Raw genomic sequence first — 15,989 nt, 5'->3', positions numbered from 1 at the left:
ACACTACTAAAATAGTAGATTATTTTGTAGCTTTGAGAAAACATGATTTATGGCAAAGCTCGAAACCACACTAATCCACCGGGGAGACCATTTTAACACGACCAACGCGGTGGTTTCTCCGATCTACCAAACGTCTACATATCTTGCAGATGCAGATCTGTCTTCTTATATACATGCGGCAGCATCTCCGAAGTACCCTGAATTTTACCACCGACATGGCAACCCGACAAGCAGTCAGGTTGCAGAAATCATCGCTGGCCTGGAGAAAACCGAGGACGCCCTCGTTTTAGCGACGGGCATGGCTGCTATAAGCACAGCAATACTGGCCATTGTGCAACAAGGCGATCATATCGTTGCTCAGCAGGCGCACTATTCGGGCACCACCCTTTTTCTCAAAGAATTTCTATCGCAATATGGGGTTCAGATTACACACATAGATCAAACGGACAATAGCGCCTTTGTGGATGCAATACAGCCGAACACGAAGCTCATCTATGTAGAAACGCCATCTAATCCCAACCTGGACGTGACCGATCTCGCGTTCGTAGCCACGCTGGGCCGGGAGCGCGGGATATGGACAATGGCTGATAACACCTTCGCTTCGCCCATCAACCAGACACCGGCGGACTTCGGCATAGATGTGATAATCCACAGTGCCACAAAATACCTGGGCGGACATAGCGACCTTACGGCCGGCGTGGTCTGTGGGACTAAAGAGTATATCGAACGTGTGTGGAGGCGCTCCCTGGTATTAGGTTGCTCGCTCAGCCCTTTCGATTCCTGGTTATTGCTCCGCGGCCTAAAAACCCTTGCGCTACGCGTACGGCAGATCAACACAAACGCGCTGGCATTGGCCCAATGGCTGGAGAGCCACCCGCTCATAGAAAAGGTAGCCTACGCGGGCTTACCTTCTCATCCCCAATGGACATTGATACAAAAACAAATGCGCGGTTTCACCGGCATGCTGTGCGTAGAAATAAAGGGCAAAGACGGAAATGAAGCCTATCACAGGGCCCAACAGCTGCTAAATAACCTGAAAATCTTTACCAACGCCGCAAGCCTTGGCGGCGTCGAATCGCTAATTGTCCATCCGGCCAGTATGTGGGGATCGCACCACACCGAAGAACAGAAAAAGCTATCAGGGCTATCGGGCGGTATGTTGCGGCTGTCTGTCGGTATCGAACATGTGGATGATTTAATCGCCGATGTAGAACAAGCGCTGGCCCAACTTACTTAAACAGAAAACGGTCCGCGGATGCCTCTTCTTAAAAAGGGAAAGCCATTCTAAACATTGAATGGCTTTCCCTTTTTAATACAGTATCAATTTTGCTTATTCCACTGTAAACTTATACACTGATTTCGTTTGGTAAGTTTCTCCGGGTGCTAATACGGTGGAAGGAAACGCCGCCTGATTTGGAGAATCCGGAAAATGTTGCGTTTCTAAACAAAGTCCGGTTCGGAAACTATCTTTCTTTCCGTTTTTCAGAGTAACCTTTTCTGACATGAAGTTTCCACTATAAAACTGGAGACCGGGCTCTTCTGTATAGATATCCATTTTGATGCCTGACTTGTCTCCTACAAGGGTGGCAGCATGTGTTAGCCCATCAACCTTATTGCCGCTAAGCACAAAATTATGGTCGTAACCTTCCCCATAAGCCAGTTGGGTATCCTCAACTTCAATATCTCTGCCAATCGCTTTTGCCGTAGTAAAGTCAAAAGGCGTTCCTTTGACCGGTGTTAACTCTCCGGTTGGAATCAATGTGCTATCTACGGGCGTAAATCGGTCGGCGAAGATCTGCAATCTGTGGTCTAAAATAGTCCCGCTTCCTTCTCCATTTAGATTGAAGTAGGCATGATTCGTCAGGTTGACAACTGTTTTCTTATCGGTTGTTGCTTTGTATGCAATTTCCAAGGCATTATCATCGGTCAGTGTGTACGTCACCGTCATAGCGATGTTGCCAGGAAACCCTTCATGCTTGTCGGGCAGGGTATAAGAGAAAGTGATCGTATTATCTCCATTTGTCTGTGCTTCCCAAGCAGCAAAGTGCACTCCTTTATAGCCCCCATGCAACGTATTAGGGCCGTTATTTGTTGGCAGCGTATATGTTTCACCGTCCAATGTAAACTTTCCATTCGCTATACGGTTACCGAAAGGCCCCACAATTGTTCCATAATAAGGCTCCTCAGGATTATTGTAGTCGGAAGCCTTATTAAATCCAAGCACGACATCCGTCAATTTGCCGGCTTTGTCGGGAACCGACAATGAAACAATGCGCGCCCCAAAGTTAGTGAATGTGGCCTTTGCTCCTGTCTTGTTTGTTAACGTATAGAGCTTGATAGTGTGTCCATCGATCTCTCCATCAAAAGTGTTTGCGGAAGAGTCAGCGCTAGTGGTTGCATCCGTCGTACGGTTTCGTCCCGTATTTTGGCAGGACAAACAAATGAGCGCCGTAGCAACGCCGAACATTAAAATCGTCTTTTTCATTACATATATAGATTTTGTTATCACAGCAACGCCGTACCATCGGACGGAATTACCTTAATAGCTGTTAGTTCTAAACCAAACTTCTCTTTATAAACGGGTGTTATCCGCTCTATCAGTAAATCCTGAAAAGATGTCTTCACGAGATTAATCGTACAGCCGCCGAATCCGCCTCCCATCATCCGCGCGCCCAATACTTCAGGAAATTGCTTAACATAGTCGACGAGAAAATCCAGTTCAGCACAGCTTACCTCATACGCTTTACTTAGACCTTCGTGTGCCTGGAACATCTGCTCGCCGAGCTCATCCAGGTCTCCCTCCTCCAAGGCTTTACAAGCTCTGTCCAAGCGTTCATTTTCCTCGACCACGAACCGGCATTTCGTATAGATGTCTGTATCTATCGGCTTAACCCAGTTGTCCAACATTTCGACAGTGACGTCGCGTAGGCTGTTTACTGCAGCATTGTGCTGCTGAACCAGCTTCACGCCTGCCTCGCAGGCCGCCCGCCTATCGTTATATGCAGACGAAGCTAATGAATGCTTAACGTTGGTGTTCAACAGCAGGATGGCGTAGTCCCCTAGTGCCAGCGGCTTGTAAGAAAAAGAGAGATCCCTGCAGTCCAACTTCACCACATGACCAGCCTTACTCATCACCGATGCAAACTGATCCATGATACCGCAGTTTACGCCTGCATAGGTGTGCTCCGCCAGCTGACCGATCTTAGCAATGTCGACGCGGCCCAGCTGCAGGTCGAAAAGCACGTTCAAGGCATACCCCGCGGCACACTCTAATGCGGCAGAAGAAGACAGTCCCGCACCGAGCGGTACGTCGCCATCAACATACAGATTGAAACCTCCCAATTGGGCTCCGCGGAGCCGAAGTTGGTGGACCACCCCCAGAATATAGTTGGGCCAGCCCAAATCTACCGGTTGTATATCGTCTATAGCAACATCAAAATAAGCGCGGAAGTCTTCCGCATACAAACGTATCTGGTTATCCTCACGCCTGCCCACCGCTACGTAGATCGCTTTATCAATAGCCGTGGGTAGCACGAAGCCTTCGTTATAATCGGTATGTTCACCGATAATATTGATCCGGCCCGGAGAGCGGACAATGTGCGACGGCTCCGTTCCGAAAAGGGTTTTATATCTGTGTTCTACCTGCTCTTTAGAAATCATCTTTTTTTGCTTTTGTAATGTACCGTTTCTTGCTGCTTTAGCGTGGCGGCGGCCTGCTCCGGCGTAATATCACGCTGAGGATTCGCCAACATTTCATAGCCTACCATAAACTTTTTCACGGTGGCCGAACGTAGTAACGGCGGATAAAAATGCATATGCCAGTGCCACCCTGCTTGATCTCCACTGTTGACGGGGGCCTGATGCATACCTGCCGAATAGGGAAAAGAGGTAGCAAAAATATTGTCGTACCGGATGGTTAACTCCTGCAAAGTTTTTGCAAGATCTACTTTTTCTTCTTCGGTAAATTCAAGAATAGAAGGTACCGCCCTTTTGCTGACGATCATTGTCTCATATGGCCACGCTGCCCAGAAAGGGACCACAACAACAAAATGCGCATTGTCGACAATGATGCGCTCATCCTTTTTTAGCTCGAGCGAAATATAATCCTGCAACAAGGTACGGTTGTTCTTCTTAAAATAAGAGAGCTGTTGTGCCTCTTCTTTATTTATCTCTACAGGGATGGAGCTTTGTGCCCAGATCTGGCCATGGGGGTGAGGGTTGCTGCACCCCATAATACTTCCCTTGTTCTCAAAAATCTGAATATATTTTATCCATTCATGTTTCGAAAGATCCCCAAACTCCCGCTGCCATAAATCGACAACGGCAGCGATTTCTCCAACCTCCATTTCAGGCAGCGTAAGATCGTGTCGGGGCGAAAAAGAAATTACCTTACAGATACCTCGCTCGGTCTCGGCAATCAGTAAATTTTCCTCGTCAAAAGAGTCAAGAGCCGTATCCGCGAGGAGAGCGGAAAAATCATTGATGAAAACAAAACTATCTTTATATTCCGGATTTCTCGTGCCATCCGCACGCGCGTTCCCCGGACATAAATAACACTTCGGGTCATACTGAGGCCTATCATCCGGCGCTAAATCCTCTACCTGGCCTTGCCACGGACGCTTACTACGATGCGGCGAAACCAAGATATACTCCCCTGTCAATAGGTTTTTACGTTTATGTGGTTGTTCTGAAAAATTAAGCATGGCTAGATTTTTATAAATATCATCTTTTTCAGATTAATTTCAAAAAAAACTTTTGAATCGCGGTGACCTGGGATTCCCGTGGTCTGATTTGTGATGCGGAGGAGACTTCGAACAGCCCGGTAGAACTAAAGGCTAGCCCCTTACAGATCAACCGCTTGACGAAGGATTTAGACCCCCAATGCAGAATAAGAAGGGGAGAAAGGATTGGAAAGAAGAAGTTAAAACGGTTAGATACCGTTAGCGGTTAGGATTGTGGGGCCACCACATTACCGCGCAACAGCTTCATGATTTTATGAGTTCACGGATTCTCCTTTGATCAACTCAAAAATCGTAATTTCCGGTAAGATACCTACACGGCCGGGATAACCCAAAAAGCCGTACCCCACATTAACATATAGACGCTGGTCCTTTTCTTCATAAAGACCTGCCCATTCTTTATAGATATACTTCGCCGGGCTCCACTGAAAGTGCTCTCCCCTCACGCCGAACTGCATCCCGTGGGTGTGTCCTGCAAACATAACATCCACGTCAGTATCCAGCACTTGTGCACGCCAATGCGAAGGGTCATGAGACAATAGCAGCTTCACAGGAGCGTCCTCTGTACCGTTCAAAGCTTTTTTTAAGTCGCCTTTTTTCGGAAACCGGCCGGTTCCCCAATTCTGAACACCGACAATCGCTATTTCCTCATTATTCACCTGAAGCTTGCGGTTTTCATCCATCAGCAAGTCCCATCCCATCACCCGATGCGTATCTATCAAATCCTGCAAGTTCTTCCGCTTTGCCGGCGAGTCTTCTTTACCGAAATAATAGTCTCCGTAATCGTGGTTACCGAGTACCGAGAAAACGCCCAGGTCTGCTTTTATCTTCGTAAAAATATCTTGGTAGTCGCGCATTTCCGACGCCACGTTATTTACGAGATCCCCCGTAAAAAATACAGCGTCGGGCTTCTCACCCAACAACATTTCTACTCCCCCCAGTACCGCTTTTCTGTTATAAAAGGATCCAGAGTGTACATCGGAGATCTGCGCTATACGCATACCGTGAAAGGACGCGGGCAGGTTGGGCAAGTATAGCTTCTGTCTACGCACTTTATAGTCATAACCTCCCGAAATTACCCCCCACGACAGCGGAAAGATCGGCAACGAAGCGACGAGAATACCCGACTTGGTCAAGAACTCCGATCGCGTAATACCGTTACGGGGCTCCTCGGGCAATGGCTCGGAGAGGTCCTCCAGCCGTTCCGGCAAACTTTCTTCCTTTTTACGTCTTGAAAAAAGCCGCGCGATCCATACGCCCCCCCTACGCACATCATCTATCAACAAGATGATGATAAAAATAAATTTGCTTACCGCAGTCATAAAAAAGGCGACTAAAATAATAGAACGGTACATCAACGGGATGTTGAACTTAGCGGCTATGTACAGCCCCAACAATAGGCCAATAGAATAGCCCCACCATATAAACGGGAACCACCTCTTATTTACGATCTTTATTTTCGTAGCGCGCAATGCGAAGAAAATATAGAAATCAAATAACAGAAGTAATATCGCATTAAATAATAACATAACGTTCTTTTTTATTCCGTGCCCATTACAAGCGCTCAGACCCGCATCGGTGTAGCCGCGCTCTCGCCCTCACTATAGTCAGAGAGCCAACGCGACGACGCAGGTCGCTTCACTTGATGATGAACAACGCCCACTTAATTTTGAGCTAAACGCTTGAGCACACTGATCCATCTTGGATCGTCGTTCAAACTTTCCACCATAGCCACTTCCTCTCCGCCTAACGACTTAAATTCGTTTGCATATTCTACCTGTATCTCGTCCAGCGTCTCTATACAGTCAGAAACGAAAGCAGGACTAAAAACAAGGAGCCTTTTTACTCCTTTCTCCGCCAGCTGGTGCAGTGTATCCGACGTATAAGGTTGGATCCACGGCGTCTTACCAAGCCGCGACTGAAAACACACGGTATAACGCTCCTCCGACAGCTGTAGCTTTGCTGCGATTGCTCGCGAGGTCGCATAACATTGCGACAGGTAACAAAAGGCATTCTTCTGGATGCGGCACGAGTCGCAACCCGACTGGGGACATTTCAGCTCCCCCGTTGGATCCACTTTTCCCAGCTGACGGACCGGCAGTCCGTGATAGCTAAACAAGATATGATCGTACGTGTCGATGTCAAATTTCCGACCGTGATCGGCAAACACCTCACACATCTCCTCATCGTCGCAATAACTACTAACGAAAGATATCTGCGGAAAGTATTGCCATGAACGCATGATCTCCATTACCTTATCGATGACCGATCCTGTGGTTGCCGACGCATACTGCGGAAAAAGGGAAATCACACGAACAGAGTCGAGCTTCATCCGTTCCATTTTAGCCAAAGCAGAAGCGATGGATGGATTCTGATAGCGCATGGCCAGCTCCACATGATAATCTTCTCCCAGCTCTTTTTGTAATAGATCTCGCTGTAACTCGCTATAATACATCAACGGAGAACCCGTCTTCTCATCCCAGATAGTTCTATAAGTGGCCGCTGACAACGGTGCCCTCTTCGGTACGATGGCTCCTTTCACTAGCAGGGTGCGCCCTAAATAAGGGATATCCATCACCCGGGGATCCATCAAAAACTCCGTCAAATACTTTCGCACGTCGGCCGTAGTGGGCGTATCCGGTGTACCGAGCTGCACCAGCAAAACCCCTTTAGTCGCACTCTTACTCATTGAAACAAAAATAACTATAATTTACAGGAAGATCGGGCGGCTGCCGGAAAATGAGAATGACATGACGCTTTTTAAAGTTGCTCCAGCGCTCTTTTAACGTCCTTCATAAGCCACATCGGTGTCGAAGTGGCACCACAGATCCCTACCGTTTCGCCCTCAAGGAACAAAGTCGGATCAAGCTCCTCTGCGCCCGAAATAAAATAACTGTTTTCGTTTGCTTGCCGGCAGACGTCGTACAAAACTTTGCCATTAGAAGACTTCTTGCCCGAGACAAAAACAATTTTATCATATTGCCTCGCAAAATCTCCAAGATCTTCATACCGATTGGATACCTGCCTGCAAATAGTGTCGTTCGCCTTTACTTCGTATCCCCTCCTGAGCAACTCCTCTTTAATAGCATAAAATTTATCAACGCTTTTCGTCGTTTGGCTGTATAGCGTGAAAGCAGGCGGAAGCTCGACAGCATCTAATTCCTCTAGATCCTGGAAGACAAGCGCTTCGTTGTTGGTTTGTCCCTGCAATCCTATTACTTCTGCATGTCCATGCTTTCCGAAAATCAGAATCTTTTCGTTTTCGTCGTAAGACGTTTTGATGCGATTTTGTAATTTCAGCACGACCGGGCAGGATGCGTCTATCAAGGTGATATTATTCTCCAAAGCTATACGATAGGTTTCCGGCGCCTCGCCGTGAGCACGGATGAGCACTTTTTCGTTCCTTAACCCCTCCAGGTCTTGATGGCCGATAATGCGCAGTCCCTTCGCCTTTAAACGAGCTACTTCCTCGTCGTTATGCACAATATCTCCTAAGCAATATAGATAACCGTCCTCTTCTAAGATTTCCTCCGCCATATCTATCGCATAGACTACGCCAAAACAAAACCCTGAATCTTTGTCTATCGTTACTTGAAGATTTTTAGCCATATACAAAGTTAAACAACTTTAAACAAACTTTAACCATGTTAGGCGATTGCCGCCGATTTTTTACCGCTACACCTGTCTAACCGTCCATTATTTCCTGGAACGGTATAACAACTTACCGACATGAATTTATTAACTTTGCAAAAACTTTTTATTAAAAATGGCAACAAATAGAACCTTTACAATGATTAAGCCTGACGCGGTAGCAAATGGTCACATCGGAGCGATCTTAAATGACATTATCGCCGGCGGATTTAAAATTGTAGCTATGAAGTATATCCAACTGACACAGGAGTCTGCTGGAAATTTCTACGCTGTACATAAAGAAAGACCATTCTATGGCGAGCTGGTTGGCTTTATGACTTCCGGTCCTATCGTCGCGGCGATCTTAGAAAAAGAAAATGCCGTGGAAGATTTCCGTAAATTAATCGGTGCTACCGATCCTTCTAAAGCAGAGGAGGGCACTATCCGTAATAAATATGCGAAGTCTATCGAAGCAAACGCCATTCACGGATCAGACTCGGACGAAAATGCGGAAATCGAAGGAAACTTCTTTTTCTCCCAATTCGAACGTTTCTAACGTATACATAAAAAAGGCCCGATTGGGCCTTTTTTTATACCTGGGAAGCTAAAACCGTAGCTGATGGTGCACAGAGAACAGAATGTGATCAGTACCCGGAAGTTTCCCGACATGTTGTCTCATATAGCCCAGCTGTAAGCCTAGATTATCCTTAAGCTTATATCCGAGTCCTCCGTAAAGGCGATTTCGATCAAACACGTCCAGTTTATCGTCGAAAGCGTTCAAAAAGATTTCGTCGTAGAACGCTGCATATATTTCTCCCTCTCCCATCTGCCGCTGTGTGAAAGGGACATCAATAAACAGGCAGTAACGTCCCCGTCCACGGAACTTGCCCTGCGGCATAAACCGTTCCTCGGCCCGAAACCGGTGCCGTAGACGCACGATGTCAATCCGATGTTTCATCAGGGCCTCCTGATAAATTCTGTTTTCCGAAAAAGGGAGATTGGGTGTGCCTTCCGCCTCAGTGTATATATAGCCATACCCGAACGTAAAACTTGTGGATGGTAGCGCCTGATATTGCAAGCCTACCCGCAGCAGTGTCTGCTGATGATCGCCCACCATCTTGTAGTCCCGCAACTGCAGCTCATGATGAACGGAGAACTTACTCTTCCCCAAGGCAGTGTTCCCGAAATATATGCCCCAGCCTTGTACATGCTGCGCACTCACAATAAACGGAGATGCTACTAAAAACAACAGCGTTAAAAAAACATAGTTCTGCCACATAGATTTAGCGTTAATTGATGAAGCAAATATATGCCATAACACGCTCTAGACTACATCATTCTGTGTAACAATATACTAGTAACCTATGTAACAAATTCCTAGGAAAGTACTAGAAATCCCGTCTGTTGAGATACTCGTTTTCCTTCTCGGTCATCTGCAACTTATCTTCCTTGCGCTTATCATGATAGCCGCAAAGATGTAAAACGCCATGAATGATAACACGATGAAGCTCGTCCCGTGCGCTGACGCCAAACCTTTCAGCATTTTCCTCCGTCCGCTCGACCGAAATAAAAATATCGCCGGCAATTGTATCCTCACGCTCCGATGAATCGAACGTGACGATATCCGTGTACGTGTCGTGGTTTAGGTATTGCTTGTTGATCTGTAACAGGTAAGCATCTGAGCACAAAATAAAATTCAGTTCGCCAATACGTTTAAATCCTTCGGCCTTGATCGTTTGCATAATCCAGACCCGTAGTTTCTGCTTTTCCTTTAATGAATACGATACGTCTTCGGTAAAAAATAAAATGTCTTTTAATGCCATAACTGCTAACGCGCTTTAGAATCCAGGTAAGTTTGTAAAATGATGGTCGCCGATACCGTATCAACCAGCCCTTTCTCCTGCCGCTTTCCCTTTTTTTTTCCACTTTGGGCGATAACCTGAGAAGCCATCTTCGATGTAAAACGCTCGTCTACCTCTTCTACCGCAATGGAGGGGTAAACTTGTTTTAACTTGCGGATGAAACCGATGACATGCGAAGCAGAAGCCGATGCCGTGCCATCCATCTGGAGGGGTTTGCCCACCACAAAAGTCGACACATCTTCCCGCGCGGTATATTTAGCCAGGAAGTCCCAGATCTCTAACGGGTGGACTGTCGTTAACGACGTCGCAATAATCTGCATCGGGTCTGTTACCGCTACGCCGATACGTTTCGTCCCGTAGTCAAAGGCCATGATTCGCATAATACGTTGTTTGCACAAAAATACGATTCCAATCGTCGCCAAAAGACCGCAATCAAAAAAATTAAATATTTTCGCAGCGAAAAGCGCAACTTCGTCACTTTTTCGGATCTATTGATCACCGGCAAAACTTCCGTATTGCATATCCACTGATCTTTATTTATGTTTGACTCATAAAAGGACAGAAATGAAATACCTTGTTTTTATCGCCCTATTACTCGGCTCCCCATGGTTAGGACTCGCGCAGGACTATGTCAGCGAAATTAACGAACATAGGGACAAACAACGGCATTCATTGGAACATAGCGCCGGGGGCCCAATTTTGGCGGAAAACCTACGCTTCGTAAGCTATTTTCCTCCTAACGAAAAATTCCGGGTGGTAGCGACAGCCGAATTCCTCGAGAATGAGCCCAAGTTCCGCATGCCTACCTCCGACGGTACAAGCAAGGAATTCCGGCGATTTGCGTTGCTACATTTTACATTGGAGGGCGAGATGTTCACGCTGCCCGTCTATGAGAACGTTAGTCTATTTCAAAACGCGATACAATCATCCTATCTGTTTCTCCCCTTCCTCGATAATACAAGCGGAGAAAGCACCTACGAAAGTGGTCGCTACATCGACATCCGGCGACAGGATTTTGTCCACGGCAAGGTGACCATCGATTTCAATAAAGCGTACAATCCCTACTGTGCCTACAGTAGCGGGTACAGATGCCCCCAACCTCCAAAAGAAAACTTTCTGGACATCGCTATAGAAGCAGGCGAACGGAAATATACCGGACCAAAACATCAACGAGAACAAGACAGCAACATGGCCAAAAATTTCACAGAAAAAGAGAAAAATCTCATTTTAGCAGGACATGCCGAGGAGAAGATGTATGTGTTACAAATCACAAATGAAGAGGATTCCATTATCCTTCGCACCCAATCTGACGATATCAAGCACAATGACCCGCTGCTGCAAGTCTTATCCGGGCGCATGCTCGCAACTGTGCGCGATCCTGAGCACCCAGGCGTGGGCATAGCTGCCCCCCAGGTTGGAATCAATAAGAACGTTATTTGGGTACAGCGATTCGACAAGGAAGGACAGCCATTCGAATTTTACATTAATCCCAGGATTATCTGGCGTTCCAAACTGCTCCGTAAGGGGAGCGAAGGATGCCTATCTATTCCCGATCGTAAAGAGGACGTGATAAGAAATTATAGCATCAAGTTGCAGTACACGGACCAAACAACTGGAAAGAGCCAGGAAGAGCTGATAGAAGGGTTCACCGCCGTGATCTTTCAGCATGAAGTCGACCATCTCTATGGCATTTTATACCCCGATAGACTTGAAGAGCAATCCGAAAACGATATCATCATGCTTAACGACCGTTTAGAGTTTTATCTCAAGAAAGGGACTGTCCTGCCGTAACTAGGTTCATTGTTCTTACGCACGTCGTTGGCGGCCGTTGCCAGGAGCTACGACTGGCGCGGGTTGCCGTTATACGGACAAACGGCTTGCACGCACCATACACGTCTTGCAGCTTTAAATTCTACACTGGTTTTTAGCGCTCCACGATCTTAATCTCATACAACTTGTCCCACTGTTTACCGGTAACGAAGAGTCTCTTAGAAGAAGAATCGTACGCTATTCCGTTCAACTCTTTATCTGTCTGGGAAGGATGATCATGCAAGCCAAGCAGGTTAATTTGTCCCTCAACAGCGCCCGTCTTCGGATTAATCACCACAATTATATCTTTTCCATACACATTAGCGTAGACCTTCCCCTCCACAAACTCCAGTTCATTCAATGCATCGACCGGCCCCTGATTATCATACACCGAGATGACATGCTTCTCCTGAAAGGTTATGGGATCCAGGAAATACAGCTTATTCGAACCATCCGACTTGATTAAGGATGTTCCGTCGAAACAAATGCCCCAACCTTCTTTGCTATTTTGGTAATTAAAAGTAGACAACTTCTCAAAAGTGGATTTTTGAAACACAAATCCTTCGTTGTTTAGCCAGGTTAGCATAATGATCTTATCGCCCAGGATGGTCATACCCTCGCCGAAATAATCTTGTCCATTTTCGCTTTTGCCCGTAATCTCCTTGTTCTGCAACACCTTTCCGGTAGCCAACTCGACCTTACGTAGCGACGATGTCAGCTGATTGCCAGAGCCGGTAGATTCGTAAAGAAATCCGTTTTCAAATGCCAGGCCCTGCGTGAAAGCCCGCGTGTCGTGTGGAAAAACGGCCAGCTTTTCGAAAGCGTACTGCTTTGGTGACTCCGGCACAATGGTGACGCTGCTATAGGCGACTTCCTCTTTACCCATGGCGTACACCTTCGCAACCAGATTCCGTGTGCCCAGGCCAATGGCTTCCGTATCCAACGCTACCGTCCCCGTATCCTGCCGCCGTTCGATAATCTCCCCATCTACGGAATAAATTACTGAATCTATAGTGGTATCGGGGAACTGCAGTCGGATGGCGACCTGTTGACCGACGACAATAGTCTCGCCCGATTTTGGAGACAAAAATTCGAACTTGCCCTTTTGGGACTTACAGCCCGCCACAGCCAAAGCTGCAATACTAATTAAAAAAACAGCCAGTTTGTTTAGTTTCATACGTGTTTCAATTACTCCAAAAAGCATCTTTAATTAATTCTATTTCTCCCGTTTGCAGGTAAACCGAAACGATATCAAATCTGATTTCTCCACGATGCGCTGACTGCGCCAGATACGCGTCGGCAGCCTGTATCAGGAAACGTTGTTTTTTATGATCTACAAACGACTCCGGTGTTCCGAACGACGTCGATCTCCTTGCTTTTACCTCGACAAAAACGAGTGTGTCCGCATCTTTAGCTACGATATCAATTTCAGTATGTTTCGAACGCCAATTTAGGGAAATAATTTGATACCCCTGCTCCTTGAGATAGCGCAGGGCCTGCTGTTCGCCCCATTTACCTGATTCAAGGTGTCTGGCCATAGTACTATTTGACTACCGTATTTCCCAAAAATGTGCCAAGGAGCTTTTCCGCTTCTTTCAGCTTTTGATACTTGGCCAACAGAATTTCCATGTCTTCCGCGGAACTTACTTTTAGCTCTTCGCGTATCTTAATCATCTCCCGTTCTATTTTCCTCTTTTTTATGCGATAAACGGCTTGAATCGTTAATTCTTTCAGGTGCTCCCTTTCCTGGCTCACATAGATCTTGCGCTTATCGTCGTTCCAGTTAGGGCTCAGCTCATATGGTGTTGATACGCAGGTGATGGCTAGATCCTGAACATCTTTGTCCTCGTGAGAGAAAAAGAACCTGGTATCCGGAATCTCATATTCTTCGGCTTTCTTCCTGAAGACATCGACAATATAAGCACTAGCTTTATCTTCAAACGTTATATCATCCAAGGCGCTCAACAGCAGGGGCGCCACCGGAATGTCTCCGTCCCCTTCCCATGTCGCCAACTCGGCACCATAGTTTAAAAGGATACGCACGATCTCCCGCTCTTGCATAATTTCTGGAGTGATTACCCTAGGAGCTTCGGATAAGGTCGGCAATCCGATCTGTGTCCGTTCCTCATCGTTCAAAAAGAAGTCGGCGGGAGGCATATCCGTAGGAGGAGAGGCGGGGTACCTCGCTTTCGATCCTGACGGAAGGTCCTTTTTCTCTTGCGCCTTTCCTTTCTGCAGCCTCATCTTATTTAGCTCTGTCAACAGCACGCGCTCCTCAATATCCAATAGCTGTGAACATTGTTGAATGAAAACGGACACTTTAATCTCATCGGGAATTAAAGAAATGCTTTGCACCACCTCTCTGATAACTTCTGCACGTTTTATGGGGTCTCCCCCCGTATCTTTAAGTAGGATATTGGTCTTATAGAAAATAAAATCCTCCTGGTGGCGGGCAATATACTCCTTAAACGCCGTCGCACCGTATGTCTGTACATAAGAGTCGGGGTCGTTACCATCCGGAAACAGCAAAACCTTTACGTTAAGCCCCTCTTCTAACAACATGTCTGTCCCTCGAAGAGATGCCTTGATGCCCGCCGCGTCGCCGTCATATAAGATAACAACGTTCTTTGTAAAACGGGAGATTAGCCGGATTTGGCCCGTGGTGAGCGAAGTTCCAGAAGAAGACACCACATTTTCGACGCCCGCCTGGTGCATAGACAACACATCTGCGTATCCTTCTACCAGATAACAGCAGTCATGGTCCATTATAGACTTCTTGGCGAAGTTCAGTCCGTATAGAACATCAGACTTATGATAAATGTCGCTCTCGGGAGAGTTAACGTATTTGGGTACCGACTTCTCCGTCTTTAATGTACGCCCGCCAAATCCAATAATCCGGCCGGTAAGGTTGTGGATGGGAAAGATCACCCGTCCCCTAAAACGATCGTAAACGCTTCCGTCGTCCCGTTCGATAGATAAGCCTATTTCTTTCAGATAGTCCTTATGGAATCCGTACCCAATAGCTGCGTCCGACAATGCCGTCCACTGCTCGGGAGAATATCCCAAATCAAACTTCTTAATAATATCTTCGCGATATCCGCGCTCTTTAAAATAAGAAAGACCGATAGCTTGCCCGTTTTCGGTTGTCCACAGCTGATCTTTAAAGTACTTCCCTGCCCAACTACTTAAGACATACAGACTCTCCCGCTTATCTTGCGCAGCGAGCTGCGCAGGCGAGCGCTGCACTTCCTCTATCGGTATGCTATATTTATCCGCTAAATATCGTATCGCCTCAGGGTAAGAATACTTCTCAAGCTCCATGACAAACTTGAGGGAATCCCCCCCCGCTCCGCAACCAAAACATTTATATATGCCCTTAGCTACAGAAACGTGGAAAGATGGAGTTTTCTCGTTATGAAAAGGACAATTGCCTATTAAAGACGTACCGCGCTTTTTTAGGTCGACAAAGTCACCGACTACCTCCTCAATCCGGGCAGCATCTAACACTTTTTCGATGGTTTCCTTCGTAATCATATATTCTCTTTTTCCTATCCGGCCTTTGTCACCTTTAACACTTGAGATTTCTGCCAAGTTACGCAGATACACTATAATATCCAATATCCAGAGTGAAATCGCAAAAGATAGGAAATAGTATTGAGTAGCTAGTATTGGGATCGGAGATATCGGCCACGGGCGGGTGCCGTGTCTGTTATCTGTTTATTATCAGTGCCATAGGGCAGCCGGTATCACGTAGCGGGATTGGAATAAGCTGAACGGTCAAATGGAGCAGTGGGATTGGGAATATCAGACAGGGGTCCCACATCTGATGTCTCCCATCTCACATCTCTTAACATAAAAAAGCCCCTTGCAGTTTCCTGAAGGGGCTTTCCTGTAAAATTAGGCACCGACCTACTCTCCCACCTGTTACGGCAATACCATCGGCTCTGGC

16 protein-coding genes are annotated in these 15,989 nt (G+C 46.7%); 3 read left to right on the top strand and 13 right to left on the bottom strand.

Annotated features, from left to right (window positions below; all coding sequences use genetic code 11):
* Window positions 1-49: 49 nt before the first annotated feature.
* Complete coding sequence (locus tag BC792_RS00075; RefSeq protein WP_148906951.1) at window positions 50-1,237, top strand: trans-sulfuration enzyme family protein; 1,188 nt, start codon at window positions 50-52, stop codon at window positions 1,235-1,237.
* Window positions 1,238-1,330: 93 nt separating this feature from the next.
* Here BC792_RS00075 and BC792_RS00070 read toward each other — a convergent pair whose 3' ends face one another.
* The 6 genes from BC792_RS00070 to BC792_RS00045 form a co-directional block, all read right to left on the bottom strand.
* Complete coding sequence (locus BC792_RS00070; protein ID WP_148906950.1) at window positions 1,331-2,485, bottom strand: aldose epimerase family protein; 1,155 nt, start codon at window positions 2,483-2,485, stop codon at window positions 1,331-1,333.
* A 20-nt stretch (window positions 2,486-2,505) separates the two neighbouring features.
* Complete coding sequence (galK, locus tag BC792_RS00065; RefSeq protein WP_148906949.1) at window positions 2,506-3,660, bottom strand: galactokinase; 1,155 nt, start codon at window positions 3,658-3,660, stop codon at window positions 2,506-2,508.
* Complete coding sequence (locus BC792_RS00060; protein ID WP_148906948.1) at window positions 3,657-4,703, bottom strand: UDP-glucose--hexose-1-phosphate uridylyltransferase; 1,047 nt, start codon at window positions 4,701-4,703, stop codon at window positions 3,657-3,659. Before BC792_RS00060 ends, galK begins: the two co-directional genes overlap by 4 nt.
* A 290-nt stretch (window positions 4,704-4,993) precedes the next feature.
* On the bottom strand, window positions 4,994-6,268 hold the full coding sequence (locus BC792_RS00055; protein ID WP_148906947.1) for a metallophosphoesterase: 1,275 nt from the start codon (window positions 6,266-6,268) through the stop codon (window positions 4,994-4,996).
* Window positions 6,269-6,402: 134 nt separating this feature from the next.
* The gene (gene hemH / locus BC792_RS00050) at window positions 6,403-7,428 is read right to left on the bottom strand and encodes a ferrochelatase (RefSeq protein ID WP_148906946.1); all 1,026 of its coding nucleotides are present in this window, start codon (window positions 7,426-7,428) and stop codon (window positions 6,403-6,405) included.
* 71 nt (window positions 7,429-7,499) lie between these two features.
* Window positions 7,500-8,348, bottom strand: a complete 849-nt coding sequence (locus BC792_RS00045) for a 4-hydroxy-3-methylbut-2-enyl diphosphate reductase (protein WP_148906945.1) — start codon at window positions 8,346-8,348, stop codon at window positions 7,500-7,502.
* Window positions 8,349-8,505: 157 nt separating this feature from the next.
* On the opposite strand from BC792_RS00045, the gene BC792_RS00040 reads away from it, so the two are divergent.
* Complete coding sequence (locus BC792_RS00040) at window positions 8,506-8,925, top strand: nucleoside-diphosphate kinase (protein ID WP_148906944.1); 420 nt, start codon at window positions 8,506-8,508, stop codon at window positions 8,923-8,925.
* 48 nt (window positions 8,926-8,973) lie between these two features.
* On the opposite strand, the gene BC792_RS00035 is transcribed toward BC792_RS00040, so the two are convergent.
* The 3 genes from BC792_RS00035 to ruvX all read right to left on the bottom strand — a co-directional run bounded on the left by BC792_RS00035 (window position 8,974) and on the right by ruvX (window position 10,611).
* Complete coding sequence (locus BC792_RS00035) at window positions 8,974-9,648, bottom strand: DUF2490 domain-containing protein (protein ID WP_148906943.1); 675 nt, start codon at window positions 9,646-9,648, stop codon at window positions 8,974-8,976.
* A gap of 109 nt (window positions 9,649-9,757) precedes the next feature.
* Window positions 9,758-10,192 carry an rRNA maturation RNase YbeY gene (gene ybeY / locus BC792_RS00030; protein WP_148906942.1) on the bottom strand — a complete coding sequence of 145 codons (435 nt, stop codon included), beginning with the start codon at window positions 10,190-10,192 and terminating at the stop codon, window positions 9,758-9,760.
* Between the two features lie 5 nt (window positions 10,193-10,197).
* Entirely contained in the window at window positions 10,198-10,611 is a 414-nt protein-coding gene (gene ruvX / locus BC792_RS00025) for a Holliday junction resolvase RuvX (protein WP_148906941.1), read from the bottom strand.
* A 184-nt stretch (window positions 10,612-10,795) separates the two neighbouring features.
* Here ruvX and def point away from each other — a divergent pair, with 184 nt between their 5' ends.
* Window positions 10,796-12,022, top strand: a complete 1,227-nt coding sequence (def, locus tag BC792_RS00020; protein ID WP_148906940.1) for a peptide deformylase — start codon at window positions 10,796-10,798, stop codon at window positions 12,020-12,022.
* Between the two features lie 133 nt (window positions 12,023-12,155).
* On the opposite strand, the gene BC792_RS00015 is transcribed toward def, so the two are convergent.
* From BC792_RS00015 to BC792_RS18440, 4 genes are all read right to left on the bottom strand, one after another.
* The gene (locus BC792_RS00015) at window positions 12,156-13,217 is read right to left on the bottom strand and encodes a glutaminyl-peptide cyclotransferase (RefSeq protein ID WP_148906939.1); all 1,062 of its coding nucleotides are present in this window, start codon (window positions 13,215-13,217) and stop codon (window positions 12,156-12,158) included.
* A gap of 7 nt (window positions 13,218-13,224) precedes the next feature.
* On the bottom strand, window positions 13,225-13,578 hold the full coding sequence (locus tag BC792_RS00010; protein ID WP_148906938.1) for a YraN family protein: 354 nt from the start codon (window positions 13,576-13,578) through the stop codon (window positions 13,225-13,227).
* A gap of 4 nt (window positions 13,579-13,582) precedes the next feature.
* Window positions 13,583-15,574, bottom strand: a complete 1,992-nt coding sequence (gene dnaG, locus BC792_RS00005; protein WP_148906937.1) for a DNA primase — start codon at window positions 15,572-15,574, stop codon at window positions 13,583-13,585.
* Between the two features lie 212 nt (window positions 15,575-15,786).
* A partial coding sequence (locus BC792_RS18440; RefSeq protein WP_211357423.1) for a hypothetical protein occupies window positions 15,787-15,989 on the bottom strand: 203 nt, incomplete at its 5' end.

The organism is Sphingobacterium allocomposti, assembly GCF_008124885.1.
In the GTDB taxonomy this organism is placed as follows: Bacteria; Bacteroidota; Bacteroidia; order Sphingobacteriales; family Sphingobacteriaceae; genus Sphingobacterium; species Sphingobacterium allocomposti.
Note: the sequence above shows the minus strand (reverse complement) of the source record. Positions and strands in the feature narration are given on the sequence as shown.

Coding starts and splice junctions, on each gene's coding strand:
- BC792_RS00075 (WP_148906951.1), top strand. CDS start 50: ATGGCAAAGCTCGAAACCACACTAATCCACCGGGGAGACCATTTTAAC.
- BC792_RS00070 (WP_148906950.1), bottom strand. CDS start 2,485: ATGAAAAAGACGATTTTAATGTTCGGCGTTGCTACGGCGCTCATTTGT.
- galK (WP_148906949.1), bottom strand. CDS start 3,660: ATGATTTCTAAAGAGCAGGTAGAACACAGATATAAAACCCTTTTCGGA.
- BC792_RS00060 (WP_148906948.1), bottom strand. CDS start 4,703: ATGCTTAATTTTTCAGAACAACCACATAAACGTAAAAACCTATTGACA.
- BC792_RS00055 (WP_148906947.1), bottom strand. CDS start 6,268: ATGTTATTATTTAATGCGATATTACTTCTGTTATTTGATTTCTATATT.
- hemH (WP_148906946.1), bottom strand. CDS start 7,428: ATGAGTAAGAGTGCGACTAAAGGGGTTTTGCTGGTGCAGCTCGGTACA.
- BC792_RS00045 (WP_148906945.1), bottom strand. CDS start 8,348: ATGGCTAAAAATCTTCAAGTAACGATAGACAAAGATTCAGGGTTTTGT.
- BC792_RS00040 (WP_148906944.1), top strand. CDS start 8,506: ATGGCAACAAATAGAACCTTTACAATGATTAAGCCTGACGCGGTAGCA.
- BC792_RS00035 (WP_148906943.1), bottom strand. CDS start 9,648: ATGTGGCAGAACTATGTTTTTTTAACGCTGTTGTTTTTAGTAGCATCT.
- ybeY (WP_148906942.1), bottom strand. CDS start 10,192: ATGGCATTAAAAGACATTTTATTTTTTACCGAAGACGTATCGTATTCA.
- ruvX (WP_148906941.1), bottom strand. CDS start 10,611: ATGCGAATCATGGCCTTTGACTACGGGACGAAACGTATCGGCGTAGCG.
- def (WP_148906940.1), top strand. CDS start 10,796: ATGAAATACCTTGTTTTTATCGCCCTATTACTCGGCTCCCCATGGTTA.
- BC792_RS00015 (WP_148906939.1), bottom strand. CDS start 13,217: ATGAAACTAAACAAACTGGCTGTTTTTTTAATTAGTATTGCAGCTTTG.
- BC792_RS00010 (WP_148906938.1), bottom strand. CDS start 13,578: ATGGCCAGACACCTTGAATCAGGTAAATGGGGCGAACAGCAGGCCCTG.
- dnaG (WP_148906937.1), bottom strand. CDS start 15,574: ATGATTACGAAGGAAACCATCGAAAAAGTGTTAGATGCTGCCCGGATT.